The sequence below is a fragment of the Acidobacteriota bacterium genome (assembly GCA_012729555.1).
Taxonomy (GTDB): Bacteria; Acidobacteriota; UBA6911; order UBA6911; family UBA6911; genus UBA6911.
Window position 1 is genome coordinate 20,880 of sequence record JAAYCX010000089.1, and the last position, 23,127, is coordinate 44,006.

Consider the following 23,127-nt stretch of genomic DNA (forward strand, 5'->3'; position numbering starts at 1 on the left):
ATGCCATGACCGTCGCCACAGTTTCCGAATCTCCGGCGGGGAAGACCGGGAACCGCCTCTTCCGGAAAACGGCGGTCCTCTGCCTCTGCCTGCTGCTCCTCATGCTCCTCGTCCTCGACCTCTTCGTGGTCCGGGGCATCAGGGCCGAGGTCCGGGCCGGCGCCTTCTCCCGGCTCGAGGCGCTCGCGGGCATGGCCGTGCGGATGCCGCCGCCCTCCCTCCGTCCCCCGGCCCCCCGCGAATGGGTCGAGTGGGTCTCGGGCGGCGGCGTCCGCGCCACCCTGATCGGCGCCGGGGGTGAGGTGCTGGCCGACACCGAAGGGGACGCCTCCGGCATGGAGAATCACCGGGACCGTCCCGAGATCCGGCAGGCGGTCGCCTCCGGCTCCGGACGGGCGACGCGGTACAGCGATACCCTCGGGCAGGACCTCGTGTACCTGGCCGTGCGCTTCGCCGCCGCGGGGGAGGGGCCCCTGGTCCTGAGGCTTTCGGTCCCGCTCGGGCGGCTGGACGGCGCGGTGCGGGACTTCCGCCGCAGGCTGTGGGGGACCTCTTTCCTGATGCTGGCCCTGATCGGGGGGGTGTCGCTCCTCCTTTTCCGCAGGGTGAGCAACCGCATCGGGCGGCTGAAGGAGTTTTCCCGGAGGGTGGCCGAGGGGGATTTCCGCCCCATGCCGGTGGAGAGGAGCAACGACGAACTGGCGGAGCTGTCGGAGTCCCTGAACCGGACGGCCGCGCGGCTGGACCAGTCGATCCGGACCCTGACGGAAGAGCGCAACCAGTCTTCGGCCATCCTCGCCAGCATGGAGGAAGGGGTCGCCGTCATCGATTCCGGCCAGAGGGTGGTGTACTGCAACCGCGCCTTTATCGGCGCCGCGGGTATCGAAGCGGCGGGGGATGGGACGCGGGACGCCGGCTGCCGCTCTCGACCGATCGTGGAAGTGCTGCACCACCCCGACCTCCTCTCGCTCTTCCGCAAGGCCCTGGCGGGCGGGGAAACGGTCCGGGGCGAAGTGGTGACCGGTTCGGTCCGCACCCGGTCCTACGCCGCGACCGCGGCGCCGGTGCGCTCGGGGCGGTCGACGACGGGGGCGGTCATGGTGCTGCACGACATCACCGAAATCCGCCGGCTGGAGCGGGCACGCCGCGATTTCGTCGCCAACGTCTCCCACGAGTTCCGCACCCCGCTCGCGGCCATCCAGGGATTCGCCGAGACCCTGCTCGAAGGCGCGCTCGAGGACCGGGAAGACGGCCGGCGCTTCGTCCGCATCATTCACGCTCACGCCCTGCGGCTGGGCCGCCTGACCGGGGACCTGCTCAAGCTGGCCCGCATCGAGGCGGAGCGGTTGTCGCTGGAAACCAGCCCGGTCGCCGTCTCGCGCATCCTCGATCCCTCCCTGGAAACGACCCGCATGGAAGCGGACCGGAAGGGGCTTGTGCTGGAGGCCGACTACGCCCCGGATCTCCCCCCGGTCCCCGGGGACGTCCGCCTGCTTCAGGAGGCGGTCCAGAACCTCCTGGACAACGCCGTTCGCTACACCCCCCCCGGCGGGCGCATCCGCGTCCACGCCGAGGCCGTGCGGGGAGAGGTGCTCCTCTCGGTCTCCGACACCGGGGTCGGGATCCCCCGCGCCGACCAGCAGAGGGTGTTCGAGAGGTTCTACCGGGCGGACGCCGCGCGTTCGAGGGAATCGGGGGGGACGGGGCTGGGGCTGGCCATCGCCAAGCACCTGGTGGAAGCCCACGGCGGCCGCATCCGGGTGGAGAGCGAACTGGGAAGGGGCTCCACCTTCACGGTGTCGCTGCCGCTCGGTCCGGCGTCCGGGACGACGCCGGAGGGAGGGGGGGTCAGTCCTCCGGCTCCCTGAAACGGTAACCGAATCCCCGGACCGTCTCGATCCGGTCTCCGCTTCCGCCCATTTTCCTGCGCAACCCGGTGATGTGGACGTCGATGGTCCGGTCGATCACGGCCGCCTCGCGGCCCAGGACCGCATCCACGAGCTCCGCCCGGGAATATACCCGCCCGGGGTGGGCCGCGAGCAGGTGCAGCAGCCGGAATTCCGTTGCAGTCAGCCCGAAGATCTTCCCCCCCAGGCGTGCCTCCCGGCGCCCCGGGTCGATCACCAGGTCGCCGCGCCGGAGGGTTTCCGCGCCCCTCTCCGCCGTGCGCGCCCCGGCACGCCGCAACACCGCCCGGATCCTCGCCGCCAGTTCGCGCGGGCTGAACGGCTTGGTGACGTAATCGTCCGCCCCCAGCTCCAGGCCCACGACGCGGTCGGCCTCGGCCGATTTCGCCGTCAGCATGATGATGGGGACCGAGGCGGTCCCGGCATCGGCGCGCAGGCGCCGGCACACCTCCAGCCCGTCCATCCCGGGAAGCATCAGGTCCACGATCAGGATGTCGGGGCGCCGGCGGGCGGCCGCAGCCAGCCCCGACTCCCCGTCGGGCGCCCCCTCGACCCGGAACCCCTCCTTTTCGAGGTTGTAGCGGAGCAGTTCGATCAGGTCCTTTTCATCGTCGATGACGAGAACCGATTCCTTCGCCATGCCTCCTCCTTTCCGGCGACCGTACTATCCCACAATCCGCGGGGGCCTGGCTACCCCAACCGGCGGCCGGGAGGGGCACCGTTCCGGCCGCTTTCATTGCGGCCCCGTCCCGGGCATAATGGAGCGCGGCACCGCTGTTCATTTCCGGCCGGGGGGCACGGCATTGGCGTATCTGGTTCTGGTTTCGGTCATCTGGGGCTTTTCGTTCGTCATCATCAAGGGGGCCCTGGCCGACCTCGACTCCGGTTTCATCTCCATGGCCCGGATGCTGTTTTCGCTCGCGCTCCTGCTCCCCTTCATGCGGGTGTCGGGAATCGGGAAGCGCGACCGCATGTTCTTCATGTGGATCGGGTCGATCCAGTTCGGCCTGATGTACGTCGCCTACATCGCGTCCTTCCGCTACCTCCCGGCCCACATGATCGCGCTGCTGACCACGACCACCCCCCTGTTCGTGGCCCTCATCGCCGACGGCAGGCGCGGGAGGCTCCGCGGCGGGCTGGTCGCGGCCGCGCTGCTGGCCGTTGCCGGGGGCGCGGTCATGAAATTTCCGGACCAGGCCCTTTCGGCGAGCCTTTACGGCGTCCTGCTGCTGCAGCTGTCCAACGCCGCCTTCGCCTTCGGCCAGATCGCCTACCGCAGCCGGATGCGTGGACGCCCGGAGCTGCGCGACCGGGACGCCGTCGGGCTCATGTACTGCGGCGCCGCCCTGGTGACCGGGATCTTTTCGGCCGCGACCACCGACTGGGGGAACCTGCGGGTGGGCCCCGGCCAGTGGACGGCCCTGGCCTACCTGGGCCTGGTCGCCTCGGGCCTCGGATTTTTCCTCTGGAACCTGGGAGCGCGAAGGGTCCGTGAGGGGACCCTGGCCGTGATGAACAACCTCAAGATCCCGGTGGGTATCGTCGCCAGCCTGGTGGTGCTCGGGGAGACGACCGATCATGCCCGGCTCGGGGCCGGCTGCTTCCTGTTCGCCCTGGCGCTGTGGGCGAACGGGACGGGGCGCGGGTGCGCGGGCGGGGAACCGGGGCGCCGGTCAGGGTGAAGGGGAGGCGCTCAGAGAGGGTAGGGGATGCGGGTCCGGCGCTCGAACCGGACCTGCTCGGTGTACCCGGCGTCGGCCGCCAGTCGCCGGGCCCGGTCGAAATGGCGCGTCACGTCCCCGGCTTCGTGCGCGTCGGCGTTGATGATGAGGGGGATCCCGCGCCGGCGCGCTTCCCTGACGTAGAAGGGGGCGGGGTACGCTTCCCGCACCGGCTTGTCCCACCCGGCGCAGTTGATTTCGATGGCCATGCCGGCGCCGGCGATGGCGTCGAGCGCCCCCAGGGCTTCGGCGGTCAGATCGACCGAAGGGTGGTAGTTGAACTTCTTCGGCAGGTCGAAGTGCCCGATGATGTCCCCCAGCCCCGTTGCGGCCGCCGCTCGCAGATTCTCCCAGTAGGCGCGCCAAATGCGGTCCCGTTCGTCCACCGGGAAATCGTCCCACGGCCCGGCGTTCAGGTCGATCGCGAAGTCGTCGACGAAGTGGACCGAGTGGATGAGAAAATCGAAGGGGTAGGGCCTGAGCAGCTCCCCGACCCGGCCCGCCATGCCGGGAAAATAATCTATTTCCAGCCCCAGCCGGATGGTGATGTCCCCGCTGTTTCGCCCGGCCCGCACGATCTCCTCGACGTAGGCGTCCAGGGATTCGGGGGGGAGGGACCAGGGGAAGCGCCGGCCGTCGGCGGTGAGCGCGAAATGGTCCGAGATCCCGAGTTCCTGCACTCCCGCACGCCGGGCGGCCTCGATCATCTCCCCGGTCGTGGCCTTGCCGTCGCTCCAAAGGGTGTGGTTGTGATAGCTGGTGCGCATCAGGCTTCCCCCAGCGCGTTCCATATCAGCGCCCCCGCGCCGAGCACGGCCGTATTGGTTTCGCCCAACCCGGAGGGGAGGATCTTCACCTTGTCCCGGTAGATCGGGAACAGGTGCTTCTCCATCGACCGCCTGGTCGGCCGGAGGATCAGTTCGCCCGCGGCCGCCATCCCGCCGCACAGGATGACGGCCTCGGGGCCGAGGTGCGCGACGGCGTCGGCGAGTTTCAGCCCGAGCGTGTCCCCGCACGATTCAAAAGCCGCGAGCGCAAGCGGGTCCCCCCGCCCGGCGGCTTCGGACACCTTCCGGGCGGTCAGGTCCCGGTAGCTCGAAGAGCGGAGTTCGCTCTCCAGCATGGTGTCGCAGATCAGTTCCTGCACGGTCCGGCACAGGCCGGTGGCGCTGCAGTAGGTTTCGAGGCACCCGCGCCTCCCGCACGCACACGCCCTCCCCGCCGGGTCGACGATGGTGTGACCGATTTCGCCCGCAAACCCGTCGGCCCCGTAGACCAGCGACCCGTTCGCCACGATCCCGCTCCCCAGGCCGGTTCCCAGGGTGATGACGATGAAATCCCTCATTCCCCGGGCCGCGCCGAACAGCATCTCCCCCAGCGCGGCGGCGTTGGCGTCGTTGGTGACGGCGACGGGGACATCGAAATGCTTCCCGATCTCCGCGCGCACCTCCACGTACTCCCATCCGAGGTTCGGGGAGCGCTCGATGGTGCCCGTATAGAAGTTCGCGTTGGCCGCACCGATCCCCACCCCCGCGAGGCGGCCCTCCTGCCCCTCCAGCAGCCGCCGGGCGGCCGCGCAGAGGTCCTCGAAGAAGGCCTCGGGGGGGCGGCGCGCCCCGGTGGGGATGGCCCCGCCCGAGAGGCAGCGGCCCCCGCGGTCCACGAGTCCGAACTTGGCGCTGGTGCCGCCGATGTCGACCCCCAGGACCACCCTCTTTGCCGCTCCGTCCGCGTTCATGTTTTAGGCCTTCCTCCCCTCCGCCGTGACCGGCACCCGTGGCCCTTCAGTATGGCATTTTTCGGGTCGCGGGCTCCAGTGGGATTCGGGCCCCGATCGCTCACCCCGTTTATGGGATGCAAAGCGGGCGCGGGAAGGCCTATAATCCCACAATACCTCTTTCGGCCCGGGAGATTGCGCCATGGGAAACGGGAATGAGGCCGCCACCAAGCTGCGGGTGCTTCTCGCCGACGACAACGCGGCCGTGCGCAGAATGATCGCCGCCCAGCTCCGGGAGTGGGGGTACGAGGTGCGCGAGGCGGCGGACGGCCTCGAAGCCCTCGAGCGATTGCGCCGTTCGGCCGCCTCGGCCGCCCGGCCGAACATCCTGCTGGTGGACTGGCACATGCCGGGGCTCGACGGCATCAGCCTCTGCAGGCGTATCAAGGCCATCGACGAATACCGGACGGGGCCACACCTCTATGTCCTCTTTCTCACGGTCAGGGAAGGGACCGAAAGCGAGACCCTCGCCTTCGAGGCGGGCGCGGACGGGTACATCGTCAAGGGATCCCGGAAGGAGCTCGAAGCGAAGCTCGACTCGGTCCGGGCCCGGATCGTGGAGGAGGCGGAACTGCGCAGGACCATCGCGTCCCTGCAGAAGGATCCGAGCGGGGTACTGGTCAAGCGGGAGATCATCGACCGCCTGGGGCGGCGCTCCGGCACGGGAGACCAGGGCCCGATGGGGATCGTGCTGCTCGATATCGATGATTTCAAGGAGATCAATGACACCCACGGCCACCTCGTCGGGGACCAGATCCTCGAATCGGTCGGGCAGAGGCTCGAGGAGGCGGTGCGCAACGGCAGCGTCGGCCGCTTCGGCGGCGACGAGTTCCTGATCGGGCTGCCGGGCTGCGACCGGGAGACCACGGATCGGAGGGCGCGCGAAATCGTAGCGCGGCTGGCGGAGGACCCGATCGCCACGACTTCCGGCGAGATCCGCATCCGGGTCAGCTACGGCATCGCCGTCCACAGCGACGCGGTCAGCCTCGACCTTCTCCTGGAGACCGCGGACCGGGCCCTGTACCGGCAGAAAAAGGCCAGGAAGGGGCGCGCGCAACCGCGGCATTGACCCGCCCCCCCTTCATCCCGCGCTTCCTCCGTCCCGGGCGTAATTCGCTCTTTCCGAATCTCCCGGCCATGTGCTAGACTGGGCGCCAAGGTGAAGGAAAGGTGAAATCATGGAGATGCGGCCGGTCCGGTCCAGCAGGGGATTGATGGAAGTGGGCGACATCGTGCGCCAGTTGGTGCCGGACGGCGCCCCCAACGAGGTGGTCACGGCCATCGAGCGCTTCGGCGCGCGGGAGGCCGAATGGGCGCCGATGCCGGCCTGGGTCCGGCCCGAACTGGCCGCGGCCTATCGCGGCCGGGGGATCCACGAGCTCTACTCCCACCAAGCCGAAGCGGTCGAGAGGATCCATCGCGGGGAGAACGTGGTGGTGGTGACCCCCACCGCCAGCGGGAAGACCCTCTGCTACAACCTCCCGGTCCTCGACGCCATCCTGGAAAACCCCGATACCCGCGCCCTCTATCTTTTCCCGACCAAGGCGCTGGCCCAGGATCAGCTCGCGGAGCTCCAGGAGCTGGGAGGGAGCCTCGGGGACGCGTTCGGGGTGTTCACCTACGACGGGGACACCCCCGCGGACGCCCGGCGGGCCATCCGGCAGCGGGCTCACATCGTGCTGACCAACCCGGACATGCTGCACGCGGGGATCCTGCCGCATCACACGAAATGGACTCGGCTGTTCGAAAACCTCGAGTACATCGTCATCGACGAACTGCACACCTATCGCGGGGTTTTCGGCAGCCACCTGGCGAACGTGCTGCGCCGGCTCCGGCGCATCACCCGGTTTTACGGCCGGGACCCCCGGTTCATCTTCTCCTCCGCCACCATCGCCAATCCCGGGGAACTGGCCCGCCGCCTCATCGGGGAGGAGGTCGGGATCGTGGACCGGAGCGGGGCCCCTTCCGGGGAGAAGGTCTTCCTGTTCTACAACCCCCCGATGGTGAACCGCTTCCTGGGCATCCGGCGCAGCTGCATCAACGAGACCTGGCGGATCGCGCGCGCGTTCGTGCATCACGGCCTGCAGACGATGGTGTTCGCCAACAGCCGGCTCCACGCCGAGGTGCTCCTGACCTACCTCAAACGGGACAACCCGCAGCCCCCGGGAGAACCCGAGATCGTGAGGGGATACCGCGGGGGCTATCTTCCCACGGAGCGGCGCGAGATCGAAAAGGGGCTGCGCGAGGGGAGGATCCGGGCGGTGGTCTCCACCAGCGCGCTGGAGCTCGGAATCGATATCGGGTCCCTTGATGTCGCCGTGATGGCGGGCTATCCCGGCACCATCGCTTCCACCTGGCAGAGGGCGGGACGCGCGGGGCGGCGCAAGGGGGGGGCGTGCGCCGTGCTGGTGGCCTCCTCGCGCCCGCTCGACCAGTTCATCGTCCGGCACCCCGAATATTTCTTTTCCGGGTCGCCGGAGCACGCCTATATCCAACCCGACAACCTCGAAATCCTGGTGAACCACCTCAAGTGCGCCGCCTTCGAGCTTCCGCTCCAGGCGGGGGAATCGTTCGGGGAAGCGGACCTGCAGCTCCTCGGCGAGCGGCTGGCCGAATCGGGGTACCTGCACGCGAACGGCGGGTTCTGGTACTGGACCCAGGAATCGTATCCCGCCGACGCCATCAGCCTCCGCTCGGTGACCTCGGACAATTTCGTGATCGTCGACGAGACCGGCCCGCCGAAAATCATCGGGGAGGTGGATTTCACCAGCGCGCTCTCCACGGTCCATCCCAAGGCGATCTATCTCCACGGCGCCATCCAGTACCAGGTGGAGCGGATGGACTTCCCCGGGCGCAAGGCCTACGTGAAGCAGGTCGATGCGGACTATTTCACGCAGGCCATCGTTTACACGGAGGTCGAACGCCTCAAGGTGGACGAGAGCGCGTCGGTCGCCGGGCCCGCGGCGAAAGCGCACGGGGACGTGCGGATCCGCTCCCAGGTGGTCGGCTTCAAGAAGATCAAGTTCTACACCCTCGAAAATGTCGGCTCGGGGAACCTGGAGCTCCCGGAAAACGAGATGCACACGACGGCCTACTGGGTCACGCTGAGGCGCGCGCTGATCGACGCGCTCCCCTATACCGTTTCGGAGCGGCAGGACGGCCTTTTCGGGCTCCTCTACGCCCTGGAATCGGTGGCCTGCCTGCTGCTGATGTGCGACCGCGTCGACCTGGGCGCCACGATAGGGGAGGGGGCGCCCGATGTCGCGGAGCCCCTCCGTGCGCCGGACGGCGCCTCCCCGGAGGGGGAATGGTTCGAGCCGGCGCTCTATCTCTTCGACAACTATCCCGGCGGCATCGGCCAGAGCGAGCCGCTGTATCGCATCCACGACCTGCTGCTCGCACGGACGCTGGAGTTGATCTCGGGGTGCGAGTGCGACAAGGGGTGCCCCTCCTGCGTGGGGCCGGTGGGCGAAACCGGGGAGCATTCGAAGGAAGCGGCCCTGGCCATCCTCGAGCGGCTGGTCGGCGGACAATCCACCGAACTCCGGCGGCAGCCATGACGTCGATCGCGGACAGGTTATCCCGGGTGGCGGCGTTGCGGCCGAACGCGGGGCCCGGCGGGCACGGTCCCGGGACCGAAGGGCGGTCCCACGCGGAGGAACTGACTTCCCTCCTGGGGGGGAGAATGGAGCGGAACGGGCGCGGGAGCCATTTCCGGGTGCGGCGCCGCTTCGCCGGGCCCGCGGCGGAGCCCCTGTCTCCCGGGGCCTGGCGCCGGCTGTCCCCCGGGTCGGCCCCGCCCCCCTGCGACCCCGCGGAGTGGATTTTTCTGGATACCGAGACCACGGGGTTGTCCGGCGGCACCGGGACCTGTGCCTTCCTTGTGGGTGTCGGATGGTGGGAGGCGGACGGGTTCAGCGTGGAGCAGTTCTTCATGTGCGACTACGGGGAGGAGCCGTCGCTTCTCGAGGCGCTCTCCGAACGCCTGGCCCGATTCCGGGTGCTGGTCACCTACAACGGCAGGAGTTTCGACTGGCCGCTGCTCGAAACCCGTTACCGGATGGCCCGGTTCGGCGCCGTCCCGGAGCCGCCGGTGCACCTGGACCTGCTCTATCCCGCCCGGCGCCTGTGGCGGTGGAGCCTGGAATCGGTCGCCCTGGCGGAAGTGGAGCGCCACGTGCTGGGATTCGACCGGGGAGGGGACATCCCTTCGGCCTCCATCCCCCAAAGGTATTTTGATTTCATCCGGGGGGGGGCGGCGGGTCCGATCGCCGAGGTCTTCCGCCACAACCAGATGGACCTTTGCGGCCTGGCGGTGCTCGCCCTGCGCCTGAACCGGATGCTGGGAGATCCCGAGCAGAGCGATTGCGGCGGCGGAGAACTCTTCGGCATATCCCGGATGCTGCAGAAGTCGGGGGAACTTCCACTTGCCGGGCGCCTGTTCCGGAAGTCGCTCGAAAAGGGACTCCCGAGGGGGACCGAACTGCGCGCGCAGCGTGAACTGGCCCTGATGGCCAAGCGGGAGCGCGATTTCCGGGTGTCCAATGAATTCTGGGAAAAGCTCCTGGGCGGGACCCCCGAAGGATTCGACGCCTACGAGCAGCTGGCCATCTATTACGAGCATCGCGCGCGGTGTCCGGAAAAGGCCCTGGGCCTGGTCCGGGAGGCGCTGGTCAGGCTCCGGGAATCGCATGGTTCGGGAGGGACGGCCGAGGAGCGTTACCGGAAATGGCACGGGCGGCTCCGCCGGCGCCTTGCGCGGCTCGAGCGGAAGTGCGCCCGGTGACCGGTTGTGGTTCCGGCGGGCGGCGCGAGGCGCCGGCAAGGTTGCGGGGGAGGGAAAGGGATCTTATAAGTGGTTTAGAAAAACTGATAGGAGAAAGCAGGACAGATCCTTCATGACGACGGCCCGACGAGGGCCGTTCCCGCCCCGATATCCGCAACACCCTGCCGCCAAAGCGCGGGGACCCGGGCCGTCAGGTCCGGGTCCCTGAAATGGAGCCGGAGGCCGGATAAAGGTTGACATCCCCCATATCCGGTGGGAAGGTAGTCGCAAAACAGGGTCCGGAAACATGGAGGCCGGTCCGGGCCCGCAAACCGGAAACAATGCGACGCCGCCGGGGGCCGTTGTCTGAATGATGAAGCGATATCGTGTGATACTGGCCGATGACCATGCCCTCGTGCGCCGGGGGCTGAAAATGATCCTCGAGGATCATGGTCACGTGGAGATCGTGGGAGAAGCGGGGGACGGCCTGGAACTGCTGAGTGCGCTCAACCGGGTGGAACCCGACCTGATCATGCTCGATGTTTCCATGCCCAACCTCAGGGGGATCGAGGCCATCCCCGAGATCCGGCATCTTCAGCCCGGGGCGAAAATCCTCATTCTTACCATGCACAAGGAGGAGGAATACCTCTACCAGGCCATCTCCGCCGGATGCGACGGGTATCTGCTCAAGGAGGACGCCGAACGGGAGCTCTTCGCGGCCATCGAAAACATCAGGGAGGGGAAAATCTATATTTCTCCGGCCCTGGCGGAGCAGTCGATGCGGAACTGGGCGCGCCTGCGCCGCGGGGAGGACGACGCGCCCCGGGGGGACCTCACCCTGCGGCAGCGTGAAATACTGAAGATGATCGCCGAGGGCAAATCGAACAAGGAAATCGGCGATCTGCTCTGCATCAGCGTCAGGACCGTAGAACGGCACCGGGCCAACATCATGGATAAGCTGAATGTCCGGAAGACGGCCGAGCTCGTTCAGTACGCCCTGCGTCATCACTATCTGTAGGCCCGGGGAGGGGCCCCTGCTTCCCGGCGGCCAGTTCCTCCTCCACGATGGCGGCGACCTCCTCGAAGGACCGGACCCCGCCGAAATACCTGCCGTTGACGAACAGCGTCGGCGTGCCTTCGGTCCCGGCCGCGGAGCCCTCACGGATGTCCCTCCGGATACGGTCGCGGTGGCGTCCGGACCGGAGGCAGGCCCCGAAGGCCGCGGCATCCAGCTCGAGGGAGGCGGCCATCGCCTCGACCTGCTTTTCCCCCAGCCCCTCGGTTCCGGCGAAAAGCAGGTCGTGCATCTCCCAGAAACGACCCTGGTCGTGCGCGCAGAGGGAGGCTTCGGCCGCCCGCTCGGCGTCGGGATGGAGGCTCGGGAGCGGAAACTGGCGGAAGACCAGGCGCACCTGCCGGTCGTACCGCGCGGCGACTTTCCTGAGCGTCCCGCCGTAGTGCCGGCAGTAGGGGCACTCGAAATCGGAAAAGATCACCAGGACCACCGGGGCGGAATCGGGTCCGAGCGAGGGGTGCCCGGACGACGGCACTTCGAAACGGAGCGGACGGAGGAGGCGTATCGCCTTGTGCTCCAGCTCCAGCCTCGCCATCAGCCTTTCCCGCGCGCGCGCCTGCCGCTGCTGCCGGAGGTGTCCGGCCACCAGCGGCAGCGCCTCTTCCCTCGATACGGTGATGCGTTCCTCGTTTTCGCCGTAGAAGGCCTCGATTTCCTCCGCCGTCGGCTCCATGGCTTCGGCCGGGAGTTCCTTCTCGAGCAGCGCCGCCACCGGGATCCCCTGTTTGCCGGCCTCCGCCTCGAGGAGCCTTTCCCCGAGGAGACGGTCGAGCGACGCCTCCATGATTTCGTGCCGCCGGCGCGCCTGTGCGGCCGTATCCCTCAGGATCCGGAGCTCCAGCGCCTCCAGTTCGTCCAAGGCCCCGGCGTGTACTTCGGCCTCGGTGATGGCGGCGCCCTCGATGGTCGCCAGCGGTGCCCCGTCCTTCCGATCCGCGGCCTGGGACGGCGGGCGGACGGCGCCCAGGCACAGGAGGAGCAGGCCTGCGCGGGCGGCCATGGGGAGTGACATCCTTGAACCTCCGTTTCCCGGGAAAGATCCCGCCGCCATGGTACCGGAGACCCGGTCCAGGACCAAGAGGGAAGATCGAAAATGAAATCTCATTCCTTCAATGTGCCGGCATTCGGGTTCGCCGGGGGGGGATTTTCGGTTGCCAGCGGAATACCGGGACGGTAGATTTAGAGGGGCAGGATGGGAAAAGTAAGAAGGAGAACCTTTTATGTCAGACGGGAAAAAAGCCCGGGGGCCCCGGGGAGTGGTGACCATCAACCCCGAACTCTGCAAGGGGTGCGGGTTCTGCATCGAGTTCTGCCCTTCCGGGGTGCTTGCATTTTCCGACACGTTCAACGACAAGGGGTATCATACCCCCAAGGCGGTCAAGCCCGAAGCATGCACCGGGTGTGATCTGTGCGGCGCCTACTGTCCGGATTTTGCGATTTTCGGGATGCTGAAAGAGAAGGTTGTCGCCTGAAAGGAGAACGAGTGAAAGCCGATCCCAAAGGAGTCCTGACCGGGGCCCATTTTCTCGACGGGGACCATGCCTGTTGCGAGGGCGCGCTCTCGGCCGGATGCCGCTTCGTGGCGGGGTACCCCATCACGCCCTCGACGGAGGTGGTCGAGAGGATCGCCGCCCGGTTCCCGTCCGTCGGCGGGATGTTCATCCAGATGGAGGACGAGATCGCTTCCTCCATCGCGATCCAGGGCGCCGTCTGGGGGGGGGCCAAGGCGATGACCGTGACCTCGGGCCCCGGTCTTTCCCTGATGATGGAGCATGTCGGCCTGGCCGCCATGCTGGAGACCCCCTGCGTTTTCGTCGACGTGCAGCGCAGCGGCCCCTCCACGGGGCTCCCCACCATGCCCGCGCAGGGGGACATGATGCAGGCGCGCTGGGGGAGCCACGGCGATTATGAAATCATCGCCCTCTGCCCGAACAGCCCCCAGGAGTGCTACGACCTCACCATCGCGGCCTTCAACCTCGCCGAGGAGTACCGCGTCCCCGTCATGCTGATGATGGACGAGTGCGTCGGGCACATGACCGAAAAGGTCATCATTCCGAGGGCGGAGGAGATCGAGGTGACACCCCGCCGCTACACGACGCAGAAGCCGGGGAAGTACCTCCCCTACCAGGCCGGGCGCAACGAGATCCCTCTCATGGTCAAGGCTGGGGACGGGTACCTCTTTCACGTCACCGGGCTCACCCACGACGAAAGGGGCTACCCGGCGATGAACGCCGAGGCGCACGACCGCTGCGTGCGCCATCTCGTGGAAAAGATCAGGAACAACGCGAGGCGCATCATCCGGATAGAGGAGACCGACACCGCGGACGCCGAGGTGGTGGTCGTCTCCTACGGCATCACCTCCCGCGTGGCGGGGAAGGCGATCCAGATGGCCCGGGCGGACGGGCTCAAGGTCGGCCACCTGCGCCTGATCACGGCCTGGCCCTTTCCCGAGAAGCGGCTGCGCACGCTGGCCGCCCACGTGAAGGCCTTCGTCCTGCCGGAACTCAATTTCGGCCAGATGTTCCTGGAGCTGCAGCGCGTCATCGAGGGGAAGGCCTCCTGCTACCCGGTCCCCCACGCCGGGGGGACGGTGCACGAGCCCGAGGCCATATACCAGCGGATCCTGTATGCGGCCAGGCACTCGCGCCCGAAAGACAAGAAGGAGGTGGCCCGATGAGTCGTGTAAACCCCGTGAACCAATACCTGCGGATGGACCGCATGCCCCATATCTGGTGCTCCGGATGCGGACTGGGGACGACGGTCAACTGCTTCATCCGGGCCATCGAGAACTGCGGGTATCCGCGGGAGCAGATCGCCATCGTGTCCGGGATCGGCTGCACGGGCCGGGTGGCCGGCTACCTCAAGCTGGACAGCTTTCATACCACCCACGGCCGCCCCATCCCCTTCGCCACCGGCCTCAAGCTGGCCAACCCGGAACTCAAGGTGGTGGTGATCAGCGGCGACGGCGACCTCTTCGCCATCGGCGGCAATCATTTCATCCACGCGGCGCGCAGAAACATGGACCTGACGGTGGTGTGCGTGAACAATTTCACCTACGGGATGACGGGGGGGCAGCTGACGCCGACCACCCCGATCGACGCCATTTCGTCCACCTCCCCCTACGGCAATTTCGAGGAACCTTTCAACCTGCCGTTCCTGGCCGAGTCGGCCGGCGCCGTCTACGTCGCGCGCTGGACCACCTATCACGTCAAGCAGGCGGCCAGGTCGATCCGGGAAGCGATCCAGAAAAACGGGCTCAGCTTCGTGGAGATCATCAGCCCCTGCCCGACCCTCTACGGGAGAAGAAACAAGCTCGGGGACGGGCTGGCGATGATGAAGGCGTTCAAGGAGAACAGCGCCATCGTCAACGGGGCGGATACGCGCGAGGTCGGCCTGGATTTCAAGGGGAAGATCGTCTGCGGCAAATTCATCGACCGGGAGAAGCCGTCCTTCCTCGATATGTACCACACGACCATGGCGGAACGGTTCGGGCCCTTCTACGAGCCTTACGAGGGGGTGCAATGAGCGCAACGGAAATCAAATTCGCGGGATTGGGGGGGCAGGGGGTCATCCTGGCCGGGATCATCATCGGCCGTGCCGCCAGCATCTACGAAAACAAGTTCGCGACGCTCACGCAGAGCTTCGGGCCGGAAGCGCGCGGCAGCGCCTGCAGCGCCCAGGTCATCCTCTCGGACGAAAAGATCCTCTACCCCTACGTGACCCGCCCCGAAATACTGATGGCGCTGTCCCAGGAGGCCTTCAACAAGTTTCTGCCGGAAGCCAGGGACAACGCCATCGTGATCATCGAGGAGGAACTGGTCCGTCCCAAGGGGCTCAAATCGGGGATGAAGGTTTTCGGCATTCCCGCCACCCGGCTGGCCGAGGAACTGGGGCGCAAGATGATCCTCAACATCGTCATGGTCGGGTTCTTCACCGCGGTGACCCGGCTGATCGATTATGAAGCCGTGAAGGAGACCGTGAAGGCGTCCGTGCCCCACGGGACGGAGCATATGAACCTCCGGGCTTACGAGCGCGGCTACGAATACGGTCAAGCCCTGCTGTGAGTGCGCGGGCTCCCTGAAATCCAGGGGCTCCGGCTTAAAATGTATTGACGGGTCCCGGCGGGACCGGTACATTACCGGTTTCACGCCGCCCCGCGTCACCGGCGGTTACAGGAAAGGAACCAGTTAAATGGCAGAGAAGAAAAAGTTATCCAAAACAGCGCGCGCCAGCCTCGGCAACAAGTCGGAGGCCTATGCGCACGCCTGTCCGAAATGCGGCACCCCGATGGTGGCGACCAAGGTGATCCGGTACGCGGGAATGCCGGGAGGCATGTTCTGGGTCTGCCCCAAGGACGACAGCCGGGTCAAGATCTAGCCCCGCCATGCAGCCCCGGTACAACGCCTATGGGCGTTTCCTGCGGGAGAGATTCGGGTGCCGGGTTTATAAAGTCAGCATCGACGGGGGTTTTACCTGCCCCAACCGCGACGGGTCCCTGTCGGCCGAGGGGTGCACTTACTGCAACAACGACTCCTTCAGGCCGAAAAACGCATCGCGCCTTCGTCCCGTTTCCGAACAGCTCAGGGAGGGGATGGACTACCTGCGGCGCCGGTTCGGCGCGCGGAAATTCATAGCCTATTTCCAGCCCTTCACCAACACCTACGCCCCCCTCGAAACCCTCGCGCCGCTCTACGAGGCCGCCATGGACCACCCGGACGTGGTGGGGCTGGCGCTGGGCACCCGCCCCGACTGCATCGACGAGGCGAAACTGGCCTGGCTCGAGACCCTGGCCCGGACGCGTTTCGTGACCGTGGAATACGGCCTCCAATCCGTTTACGATGAAACGCTCCTGCGCATCAACCGGGGGCACGATTTCGATTGCTGGCGGCGGGCGGTGGCCGGTACCCGGGGCCGGGGGATCTGGATCGGGGCCCACCTCATCCTGGGATTTCCCTGGGAAACCCGGGAGGCGGTTCTCGCCGAGGCCGATATCCTTTCCGGGGAGGGGGTGAATTTTCTGAAGCTGCACCACCTGCACGTGGTGCGGGGTACGGCCCTGGCAAGGGAATATGCCGAGAGGCCCTTCCCCCTTCCGTCTCTCGGGGAATATGCGGAGCTGGTGGCCGATTTCCTGGAGCGGCTGAGCCCGGATATCCATATCGAACGGCTGTTCGGCACGGCTCCGGAGCGGGAACTGATCGCCCCCGTCTGGGGGGCCGGCCGCGCGGAGATACGGCGCTCTATCGAACGCACCCTTGCCGACCGCGGCTCCCGTCAGGGGATGCGGCGCGCTCCCCCCGCCCCCGGCAGCTGAATCACTTCCCCCGGCTCACGTAATAGGAACGGATCCATTCGTCCAGGGCGGCCTTCGGGTCACGCACCACCTCGGGGGTGATTTCGAAGCGGATGCCCTCGGCCCCGCGGATCAGGTTCAGGCCGTGTTCGTAGTCCCGGAAGATCCCGGCGAAAACATCCTCCAGCTTTTCGCCGCTCTCATAGGCCCGCCGGCTCAGGATCCGGGCCGCCTCGGGTTGAACGTGGATCTCGACTCCGTTCTTCTGCGACCACTCCCGGGCTATCCCATCGAGGGCGGCGTCCATTTCCCGGAGCCGGAGGGCGCGGGCCGACTGCAGGATCTCCTCGAGCACCTCGTCCGGGTGATCCACCAGCCTCTCCGTCAATTCCAGCCGGTCCACGGCCGAATGGGGGAGATGGTACTTGTACTCGCGAAAAATGCGCTCGCAGACCCCGACCAGGCTTCGGGCCCCCGTATGCTCCTCGTAGGCCCGCTCGGCGATCCGGTGGAGGCCCGGATCGGTGTGGGACATTTCGATTCCGTAGGCTTCAAACGCGTTGATGTACTGGCGCATGATGGAGCCCTCGGAATTCTTGAGGATCTCGAACAGGTCCTCCACCCCGAGCTCGTGGCAGGCGACCACCACCGGGAGCCGGCCCACGAATTCCGATTCGAATCCGTACTCGATGAAGTCGACGCTTCTGACCGCCTGGAAATAATCCTCGTCCTTGGGCGCCCGGCGCCCCTCGGCGTTGAAGCCGATGGCTTTGCCCCCCAGGCGTTTGCGGATGATGTCCGAGAGCCCGTTGAATGCGCCGCTGACGATGAAAAGAATGTGCCGGGTGTTGATGACCGACCGGGATACCTTCCCCTTGGATTGAAACTCCATGGCTGCCTGCAGCTGGGAAGTCAGGTCGAACGGGGTGCGCAGGCTGACTTCCGTTTCCTCCATGAGCTTGAGCAGGCCGCGCTGCACTCCTCCCCCGCTGACGTCCCGTCCCAGGATGTTCGTGGGGCTGGCGATCTTGTCTATTTCGTCGAGGTAGATGATGCCGTACTCCGCCAGGCGCACGTTTCCGTCGGCCTTCTGCACCAGCTCCCTTACCAGGTCCTCCACGTCCCCCCCGACATAACCCGTTTCGGAAAACTTGGTGGCGTCGCCTTTGACGAAGGGGACCCCGATGAGATTGGCGATGGTCCGGACCAGGTAGGTTTTCCCGACCCCGGTGGGGCCGAGCATGATGATGTTCTGCTTGGCGTAATCGTTGCAGGGGCCCTTCGCCGAGCAGCGCCGTATGTGGTTGTAATGGTCGCATATGGCCGTCGCCAGGACCTTTTTGGCGTCGTCCTGCCGGACTACGAAGCGGTCGAGGTATTTCTTTATATCCCTCGGCAGGTAGTCGAACTTGAGGTCGAGGGGGGCTTCGCTGGTTTCGGTGCCCTCCTCGGCGGTCCGGGCCTCGTCCGGTTCGGAGCCCAGGACCCCGAGCCTGATCTGGTTGCCGTACTTGCTGGAGAAAAACTCCTCCATGTCCTTGCGTAACTCATCCGGGTTCGGCCATTTAGGGCCATTACATTCAAACACTCCATCCTCCCCGACCGCGCTCGAACGGCATACCGTCCGGGCGATCACCTTTTCCCTGATGAAGTATGGGTTCGCATCCGCCAAAAAGCAACCTGCGGCCCCGGGTTTCGGATTGCTAGCGGCGGGCGCGCCTGCGCGGGACTTCGACCTTCTTGGCCGGGGCCTTGGAAGGTTTTCGGTGTGATTTTGCCGGGGATTTGGGGGAAGCGGCCGCTTTCGCCGCCTTCTTCGGGATTTTGGCCGCCGGCTTCTGTTTCCGGGCAGACGGGCCGGCAAAAACCCGGTTCACCGGGGGGGGGAGCTCTTCTTCACGTTCCTGGACTTCTTTTTCGAACGCCTGCAGGAGAATATTGGCACGCTGGGCCAGGAGCGGGTCTCCCGCAAAAGACTCCGTAACCCGCACGATCCGGGCAAGGTGGGCCTTTACGAGGATGTAGAAATCGAGCGATTCGCTGGTCCAGTTCTTCCGGAGGTTGCGGATGATCGGGACGTAGATCTGGAGGATGACGGGTTCCTCCGCTTCGAGGGCGATTTCGAAGGAACGCTGCAGGGATATAACCTCTTCTTTCTCAAGAGTATGATCTTTATTCTTCCCGGGCGAGGAGGGCTTCGGGGCATCGGCCGCCTGCTTGAGCTGGCGCCAGAAGGAGGGGGGGAGCGCTTTGAGGCTGCGGATCTGCTGGCCGATGTCGCTCTCCATCGAATCCCAGAGATCGAGGACCAGGGCGTTTTCAGTAAACCTTTTCTTCAGTTTAAGATATAGCCCGGATAGAACATTCTGGTTTTCGTTGATGGAGCCCTGAAGGTTCATAGGCCACTCTCGCCTGGCAACTGGCAAACCGCCGATGATATGGATGAGGGAGGCATCGAGTATGCACTGTACCAGACTGTCCCGGCGGCTGTAAAGCCCCTTATTCATATTATTTTAAAGTCGTTTTTGCCCGCCATCGTGATAGGATGCGGGGCACGCGACACACTCGGCGGCTGGAGGAGGCCGGATCATGCTGAACTACATATGGCTTGCCATGGTTGTTCTCGCCGTTGTCCTGGGCGGAGTCAACGGCAGGATTGAAGAAGTCACCAGGGCCGCCATCGATTCGGCCTCCGGTGCGGTGACCATCGCCCTGGGCCTCATCGGCGTCATGGCCCTCTGGCTGGGGATCGTCAAGATCGCCGAAGACTCGGGCCTGATGGCGCTCCTGGCCCGCGGCATCGCCCCCGTGCTGAAGTGGCTGTTCCCCGATGTCCCGAAGGGGCACCCGGCCATGGCCAGCATGACGATGAACATCGCCGCCAACATGCTGGGGCTGAGCAACGCGGCGACCCCCCTGGGCATAAAAGCCATGGAGGACCTGGAAACGCTGAACCGGAGGCCCGGGGTCGCCACCAACGCCATGTGCACCTTCCTGACCATCAATACGGCCAGCCTCCAGCTGATTCCCGCCACCATGATCGGGGTCATGGCCTCCGCAGGGTCCGGAGACCCCGCGGCCATCATCGGGACGACGATCGCGGCCACTTTCTGCGCCCTGACCGCGGGGGTCACGACGGTCAAGATCCTGGAAAAGATCCCGTTTTTCGCCGTCGACCGCGGGGGGGAGGCGCGATGATGCAGCAGATCCTGGGAACCATCTCCGCCTGGGCGATCCCGCTCTTCCTGGTGGCCATCCCGCTGTACGGCATGGCGAAGGGGGTCAAGGTCTACGAGAGCTTCGTGGAGGGGGCCAAGGGGGGCTTCCAGACGGCCGTCCGCATCATCCCCTACCTGGTCGCCATCCTGGTCGCCGTCGGCATGCTGCGGGCGGCGGGGGCGATCGAGATGCTCTCGCGGGGGCTCGGCCCGCTCCTGGCATGGCTCCGTTTCCCGGTGGAAGTTCTCCCGCTGGCCCTCATGCGGCCCCTGTCCGGGGGGGGGTCGCTCGGCATCGTCACGGAACTGATCCAGGTGCACGGCCCTGATTCCTTCATCGGCCGGCTGGCCGCCACCGCCTACGGGAGCACGGAGACCACCTTCTATGTCCTGGCGGTCTATTTCGGCGCGGTCGGCATCAAGAAGGCCCGGCACGCGGTTTTCGCGGGCCTCGTCGCCGACGTGGTCAGCATCGTCGCGGCCATCACTTTCTGCCGGCTCGCTTTCGCCTGATTCCGACCGGGCCGGCCCCCGCCACTTAACCGGCTTTCCGCTGTTTGAAAATCGGGGGGCGGAGGTTATAATCCCCCCTCAGTCACGATTGGAAGACTCGGCCTTGGGTTGAGAGCAGAGTTCGCGCACCCTTTACTACTCAGGAGAATCCAGAATGATGGCGACACTTTTTAATCACTCGGGGAGCACCATCACCCGCGCGAGGGCGGTGATGCTCATGATGTTCCTGTTCGGCACCCTTGCGGCGCCCCTGGCCGCGCAGGCGCAGGTGGAGGCCGCGCCGGTGTCTCACAGCGGCGGGGAAGCGTCCCTGGTGCTTCCGGATCTGGGCCAGGTCGATTTTCAGGGATGGAACGCCCGAACGCTCCTGAAAGCGGGGCTGGGCGTCTGCGTGCTGGGGCTCCTGTTCGGCCTGGTCATCTTCACGCAGCTCCGGAACCTCCCGGTCCACAAGGCGATGCGGGAAATTTCCGAGCTCATCTACGAAACCTGCAAGACCTACCTCATCACCCAGGGCAAGTTCATCCTCATCCTCGAAGTTTTCATCGGCATCATCATGGTGGTCTACTTCGGGTTCCTGCAGCATTTCGCCGCCGAAAAGGTTGCCATCATCCTCATATTCAGTCTTATCGGCATCGGCGGAAGCTACGGGGTCGCCTGGTTCGGAATCCGCATCAACACCTTCGCCAATTCCCGGACCGCCTTTGCGAGCCTCGAGGGGCGCCCGTTCCCCTGTTACGCCATCCCCCTGAAAGCGGGGATGAGCATCGGCATGGCGCTGATCAGCGTCGAGTTGTTCATGATGCTGTGCATCCTGCTCTTCGTCCCCGGGGACTACGCCGGCCCCTGCTTCATCGGCTTCGCCATCGGGGAATCGCTGGGTGCGGCCGCCCTGCGCATCGCCGGCGGGATCTTCACCAAGATCGCCGACATCGGGTCGGACCTGATGAAGATCGTCTTTAATATCAAGGAGGACGACGCCCGCAATCCCGGAGTGATCGCGGACTGTACCGGGGACAACGCCGGGGACTCGGTGGGGCCGACGGCGGACGGGTTCGAAACCTACGGCGTGACCGGGGTGGCGCTGGTTTCCTTCATCCTGCTCGCGGTCCCGAGCGAGCTCATCCAGGTCCAGCTGCTGGTGTGGATCTTCGTCATGCGCATCATGATGATCCTCGCGAGCGGGCTGTCCTACCTGATCAACGAGGCGATTGCGGGCATACGCTATAAAAAGGCGGAGAGGATGAATTTCGAGGCGCCGCTGACGAGCCTGGTCTGGCTGACCTCGCTCGTTTCGGTCGCGGTCACCTTCCTCGTCTCCCGCCTCCTGATCGGGTCGCTGGGGGACGGCACCCTCTGGTGGAAGCTTTCGATCGTCATCTCCTGCGGGACCCTCGCGGGGGCCATTATCCCGGAACTGGTCAAGATCTTCACCTCCACCCGATCGCGCCACGTGCGCGAAGTGGTGGCCTCCGGGCGCGAGGGGGGCGCCTCGCTCGGCATCCTTTCCGGTTTCGTCGCCGGGAACTTCAGCGCCTACTGGCTCGGCATCGCGATCGTGGCGCTGATGACGGTGGCCTACCTGGTGAGTACCCTCGGTTTCGGCGCCCTGATGCTGGCGCCCGCGGTCTTCGCCTTCGGGCTCGTGGCTTTCGGTTTCCTCGGCATGGGACCCGTGACCATCGCGGTCGATTCCTACGGCCCCGTCACCGATAACGCCCAGTCGGTCTTTGAACTGTCCCTGATCGAACAGATCCCGGACATCAAGCAGAAAATCAAGAAGGAGTACGGGTTCCAGGCGCAGTTCGAAAGGGCCAAGGACCTGCTCGAGGAGAACGACGGCGCCGGCAATACCTTCAAGGCGACGGCGAAGCCGGTGCTCATCGGCACGGCCGTGGTCGGGGCCACCACGATGATCTTTTCGATCATCGTTCTGCTCACCCATGGACTCGCCCTCGAATACATCGACAAACTGTCCCTGCTCCACCCCCCCTTCCTGCTCGGCCTGGTTACGGGGGGGGCCGTCATCTACTGGTTTACGGGCGCCTCGACCCAGGCCGTCACCACGGGGGCCTACCGCGCGGTGGAGTTCATCAAGGCCAATATCCGGCTGGAAGGGGTGGAAAAGGCCTCCGTCAGCGACAGCAAGAAGGTGGTGGAGATCTGCACCCGCTACGCGCAGAAGGGGATGTTCAACATCTTCCTGACGGTCTTCTTCTCGACGCTGGCCTTCGCCTTCATCGAGCCCTTCTTCTTCATCGGCTACCTCATCTCCATCGCCCTGTTCGGCCTGTTCCAGGCCATTTTCATGGCCAACGCCGGTGCGGCGTGGGACAACGCCAAGAAGATCGTCGAGGTGGACCTGAAGGAGAAGGGGACGCCGCTGCATGCCGCCATGGTGGTGGGCGACACGGTCGGGGATCCCTTCAAGGATACCTCCTCGGTCGCCATGAACCCCGTGATCAAGTTCACCACCCTGTTCGGGCTGCTCGCGGTGGAGCTGGCCGTGAGCATGTCGCAGACGGCCGCGGGCACCACCCGCGTCATCGCCGCCATGTTCCTGGTGATTTCGATGATCTTCGTGCTGCGCTCCTTCTACGGGATGCGCATCCGTTCGGACGCCTCCTGACCGGCCGGGAGCGCACGCCCCCCGCCGCGTGCGCTCCCGGCGCCCCGCCGGATGGTACAATGGTTCCAGGGCCCACGGGGGCGGTTCCGTTCCGGCAGCGGGACGGGGCATGAAAATGAGACCCTCCCCCGGGAGCTGCATCTTATCCCTGGTGGGGCGGCAGGGCTCGATTTATTGGAACCGTCCGGTGCCCGGGGAAGTAAAATGACATGGGGAAGGGGTCCCTCAG

21 protein-coding genes are annotated in these 23,127 nt (G+C 66.0%); 15 read left to right on the forward strand and 6 right to left on the reverse strand.

The genetic code is table 11. The features are described from left to right. Positions 1–5: 5 nt before the first annotated feature. Positions 6–1,868 carry a PAS domain-containing protein gene (locus GXY47_14965; GenBank protein NLV32441.1) on the forward strand — a complete coding sequence of 621 codons (1,863 nt, stop codon included), beginning with the start codon at positions 6–8 and terminating at the stop codon, positions 1,866–1,868. Here GXY47_14965 and GXY47_14970 read toward each other — a convergent pair. Further along, on the reverse strand, positions 1,849–2,547 hold the full coding sequence (locus tag GXY47_14970; protein ID NLV32442.1) for a response regulator transcription factor: 699 nt from the start codon (positions 2,545–2,547) through the stop codon (positions 1,849–1,851). The two genes, GXY47_14965 and GXY47_14970, sit on opposite strands and share 20 nt — an antisense overlap. Positions 2,548–2,710: 163 nt before the next feature. On the opposite strand from GXY47_14970, the gene GXY47_14975 reads away from it, so the two are divergent. Further along, positions 2,711–3,589, forward strand: a complete 879-nt coding sequence (locus GXY47_14975) for an EamA family transporter (GenBank protein ID NLV32443.1) — start codon at positions 2,711–2,713, stop codon at positions 3,587–3,589. Between the two features lie 11 nt (positions 3,590–3,600). Here GXY47_14975 and GXY47_14980 read toward each other — a convergent pair whose 3' ends face one another. Then, a complete protein-coding gene (locus GXY47_14980) occupies positions 3,601–4,395 on the reverse strand; it encodes a histidinol-phosphatase HisJ family protein (GenBank protein ID NLV32444.1) in 795 nt (264 codons plus the stop codon). Further along, the gene (locus GXY47_14985; GenBank protein NLV32445.1) at positions 4,395–5,366 is read right to left on the reverse strand and encodes an ROK family protein; all 972 of its coding nucleotides are present in this window, start codon (positions 5,364–5,366) and stop codon (positions 4,395–4,397) included. Before GXY47_14985 ends, GXY47_14980 begins: the two co-directional genes overlap by 1 nt. A 181-nt stretch (positions 5,367–5,547) precedes the next feature. Between GXY47_14985 and GXY47_14990 the strand changes: the two genes are divergently transcribed. The 4 genes from GXY47_14990 to GXY47_15005 all read left to right on the forward strand — a co-directional run bounded on the left by GXY47_14990 (position 5,548) and on the right by GXY47_15005 (position 11,188). Further along, a complete protein-coding gene (locus tag GXY47_14990; GenBank protein ID NLV32446.1) occupies positions 5,548–6,474 on the forward strand; it encodes a diguanylate cyclase in 927 nt (308 codons plus the stop codon). 115 nt (positions 6,475–6,589) lie between these two features. Continuing rightward, the gene (locus tag GXY47_14995) at positions 6,590–8,965 is read left to right on the forward strand and encodes a DEAD/DEAH box helicase (GenBank protein ID NLV32447.1); all 2,376 of its coding nucleotides are present in this window, start codon (positions 6,590–6,592) and stop codon (positions 8,963–8,965) included. Further along, on the forward strand, positions 8,962–10,191 hold the full coding sequence (locus GXY47_15000; protein NLV32448.1) for a ribonuclease H-like domain-containing protein: 1,230 nt from the start codon (positions 8,962–8,964) through the stop codon (positions 10,189–10,191). The genes GXY47_14995 and GXY47_15000 overlap by 4 nt, the downstream gene beginning before the upstream one ends. Before the next feature lie 352 nt (positions 10,192–10,543). Further along, the gene (locus GXY47_15005; GenBank protein ID NLV32449.1) at positions 10,544–11,188 is read left to right on the forward strand and encodes a response regulator transcription factor; all 645 of its coding nucleotides are present in this window, start codon (positions 10,544–10,546) and stop codon (positions 11,186–11,188) included. Here GXY47_15005 and GXY47_15010 read toward each other — a convergent pair. Then, positions 11,118–12,245: a thioredoxin domain-containing protein gene (locus GXY47_15010; GenBank protein NLV32450.1), complete on the reverse strand. Its 1,128-nt coding sequence runs from the start codon at positions 12,243–12,245 to the stop codon at positions 11,118–11,120. The two genes, GXY47_15005 and GXY47_15010, sit on opposite strands and share 71 nt — an antisense overlap. Before the next feature lie 220 nt (positions 12,246–12,465). Here GXY47_15010 and GXY47_15015 point away from each other — a divergent pair, with 220 nt between their 5' ends. The 6 genes from GXY47_15015 (at position 12,466) to GXY47_15040 (ending at position 16,559) form a co-directional block, all read left to right on the forward strand. Beyond that, on the forward strand, positions 12,466–12,717 hold the full coding sequence (locus GXY47_15015; protein NLV32451.1) for a 4Fe-4S binding protein: 252 nt from the start codon (positions 12,466–12,468) through the stop codon (positions 12,715–12,717). Between the two features lie 11 nt (positions 12,718–12,728). Continuing rightward, on the forward strand, positions 12,729–13,922 hold the full coding sequence (locus GXY47_15020; GenBank protein NLV32452.1) for a 2-oxoacid:acceptor oxidoreductase subunit alpha: 1,194 nt from the start codon (positions 12,729–12,731) through the stop codon (positions 13,920–13,922). Then, the gene (locus tag GXY47_15025; protein ID NLV32453.1) at positions 13,919–14,770 is read left to right on the forward strand and encodes a 2-oxoacid:ferredoxin oxidoreductase subunit beta; all 852 of its coding nucleotides are present in this window, start codon (positions 13,919–13,921) and stop codon (positions 14,768–14,770) included. The genes GXY47_15020 and GXY47_15025 overlap by 4 nt, the downstream gene beginning before the upstream one ends. After that, on the forward strand, positions 14,767–15,309 hold the full coding sequence (locus GXY47_15030) for a pyruvate ferredoxin oxidoreductase (protein ID NLV32454.1): 543 nt from the start codon (positions 14,767–14,769) through the stop codon (positions 15,307–15,309). Before GXY47_15025 ends, GXY47_15030 begins: the two co-directional genes overlap by 4 nt. A gap of 127 nt (positions 15,310–15,436) precedes the next feature. Further along, positions 15,437–15,622 carry a hypothetical protein gene (locus GXY47_15035; GenBank protein NLV32455.1) on the forward strand — a complete coding sequence of 62 codons (186 nt, stop codon included), beginning with the start codon at positions 15,437–15,439 and terminating at the stop codon, positions 15,620–15,622. Positions 15,623–15,629: 7 nt separating this feature from the next. Continuing rightward, positions 15,630–16,559 carry a TIGR01212 family radical SAM protein gene (locus tag GXY47_15040; GenBank protein ID NLV32456.1) on the forward strand — a complete coding sequence of 310 codons (930 nt, stop codon included), beginning with the start codon at positions 15,630–15,632 and terminating at the stop codon, positions 16,557–16,559. Position 16,560: 1 nt separating this feature from the next. Here GXY47_15040 and GXY47_15045 read toward each other — a convergent pair whose 3' ends face one another. Continuing rightward, on the reverse strand, positions 16,561–18,072 hold the full coding sequence (locus GXY47_15045; protein NLV32457.1) for an AAA domain-containing protein: 1,512 nt from the start codon (positions 18,070–18,072) through the stop codon (positions 16,561–16,563). Positions 18,073–18,241: 169 nt separating this feature from the next. Then, positions 18,242–18,937 (reverse strand): hypothetical protein, encoded by a 696-nt coding sequence (locus GXY47_15050; protein ID NLV32458.1) that lies wholly within the window; start codon positions 18,935–18,937, stop codon positions 18,242–18,244. A gap of 190 nt (positions 18,938–19,127) precedes the next feature. Between GXY47_15050 and GXY47_15055 the strand changes: the two genes are divergently transcribed. From GXY47_15055 to GXY47_15065, 3 genes are all read left to right on the forward strand, one after another. Then, positions 19,128–19,736 (forward strand): nucleoside recognition protein, encoded by a 609-nt coding sequence (locus tag GXY47_15055; protein ID NLV32459.1) that lies wholly within the window; start codon positions 19,128–19,130, stop codon positions 19,734–19,736. Further along, positions 19,736–20,269 (forward strand): spore maturation protein, encoded by a 534-nt coding sequence (locus GXY47_15060; GenBank protein NLV32460.1) that lies wholly within the window; start codon positions 19,736–19,738, stop codon positions 20,267–20,269. The genes GXY47_15055 and GXY47_15060 overlap by 1 nt, the downstream gene beginning before the upstream one ends. A 211-nt stretch (positions 20,270–20,480) precedes the next feature. Further along, positions 20,481–22,898, forward strand: a complete 2,418-nt coding sequence (locus GXY47_15065) for a sodium-translocating pyrophosphatase (GenBank protein NLV32461.1) — start codon at positions 20,481–20,483, stop codon at positions 22,896–22,898. Positions 22,899–23,127 lie beyond the last annotated feature (229 nt).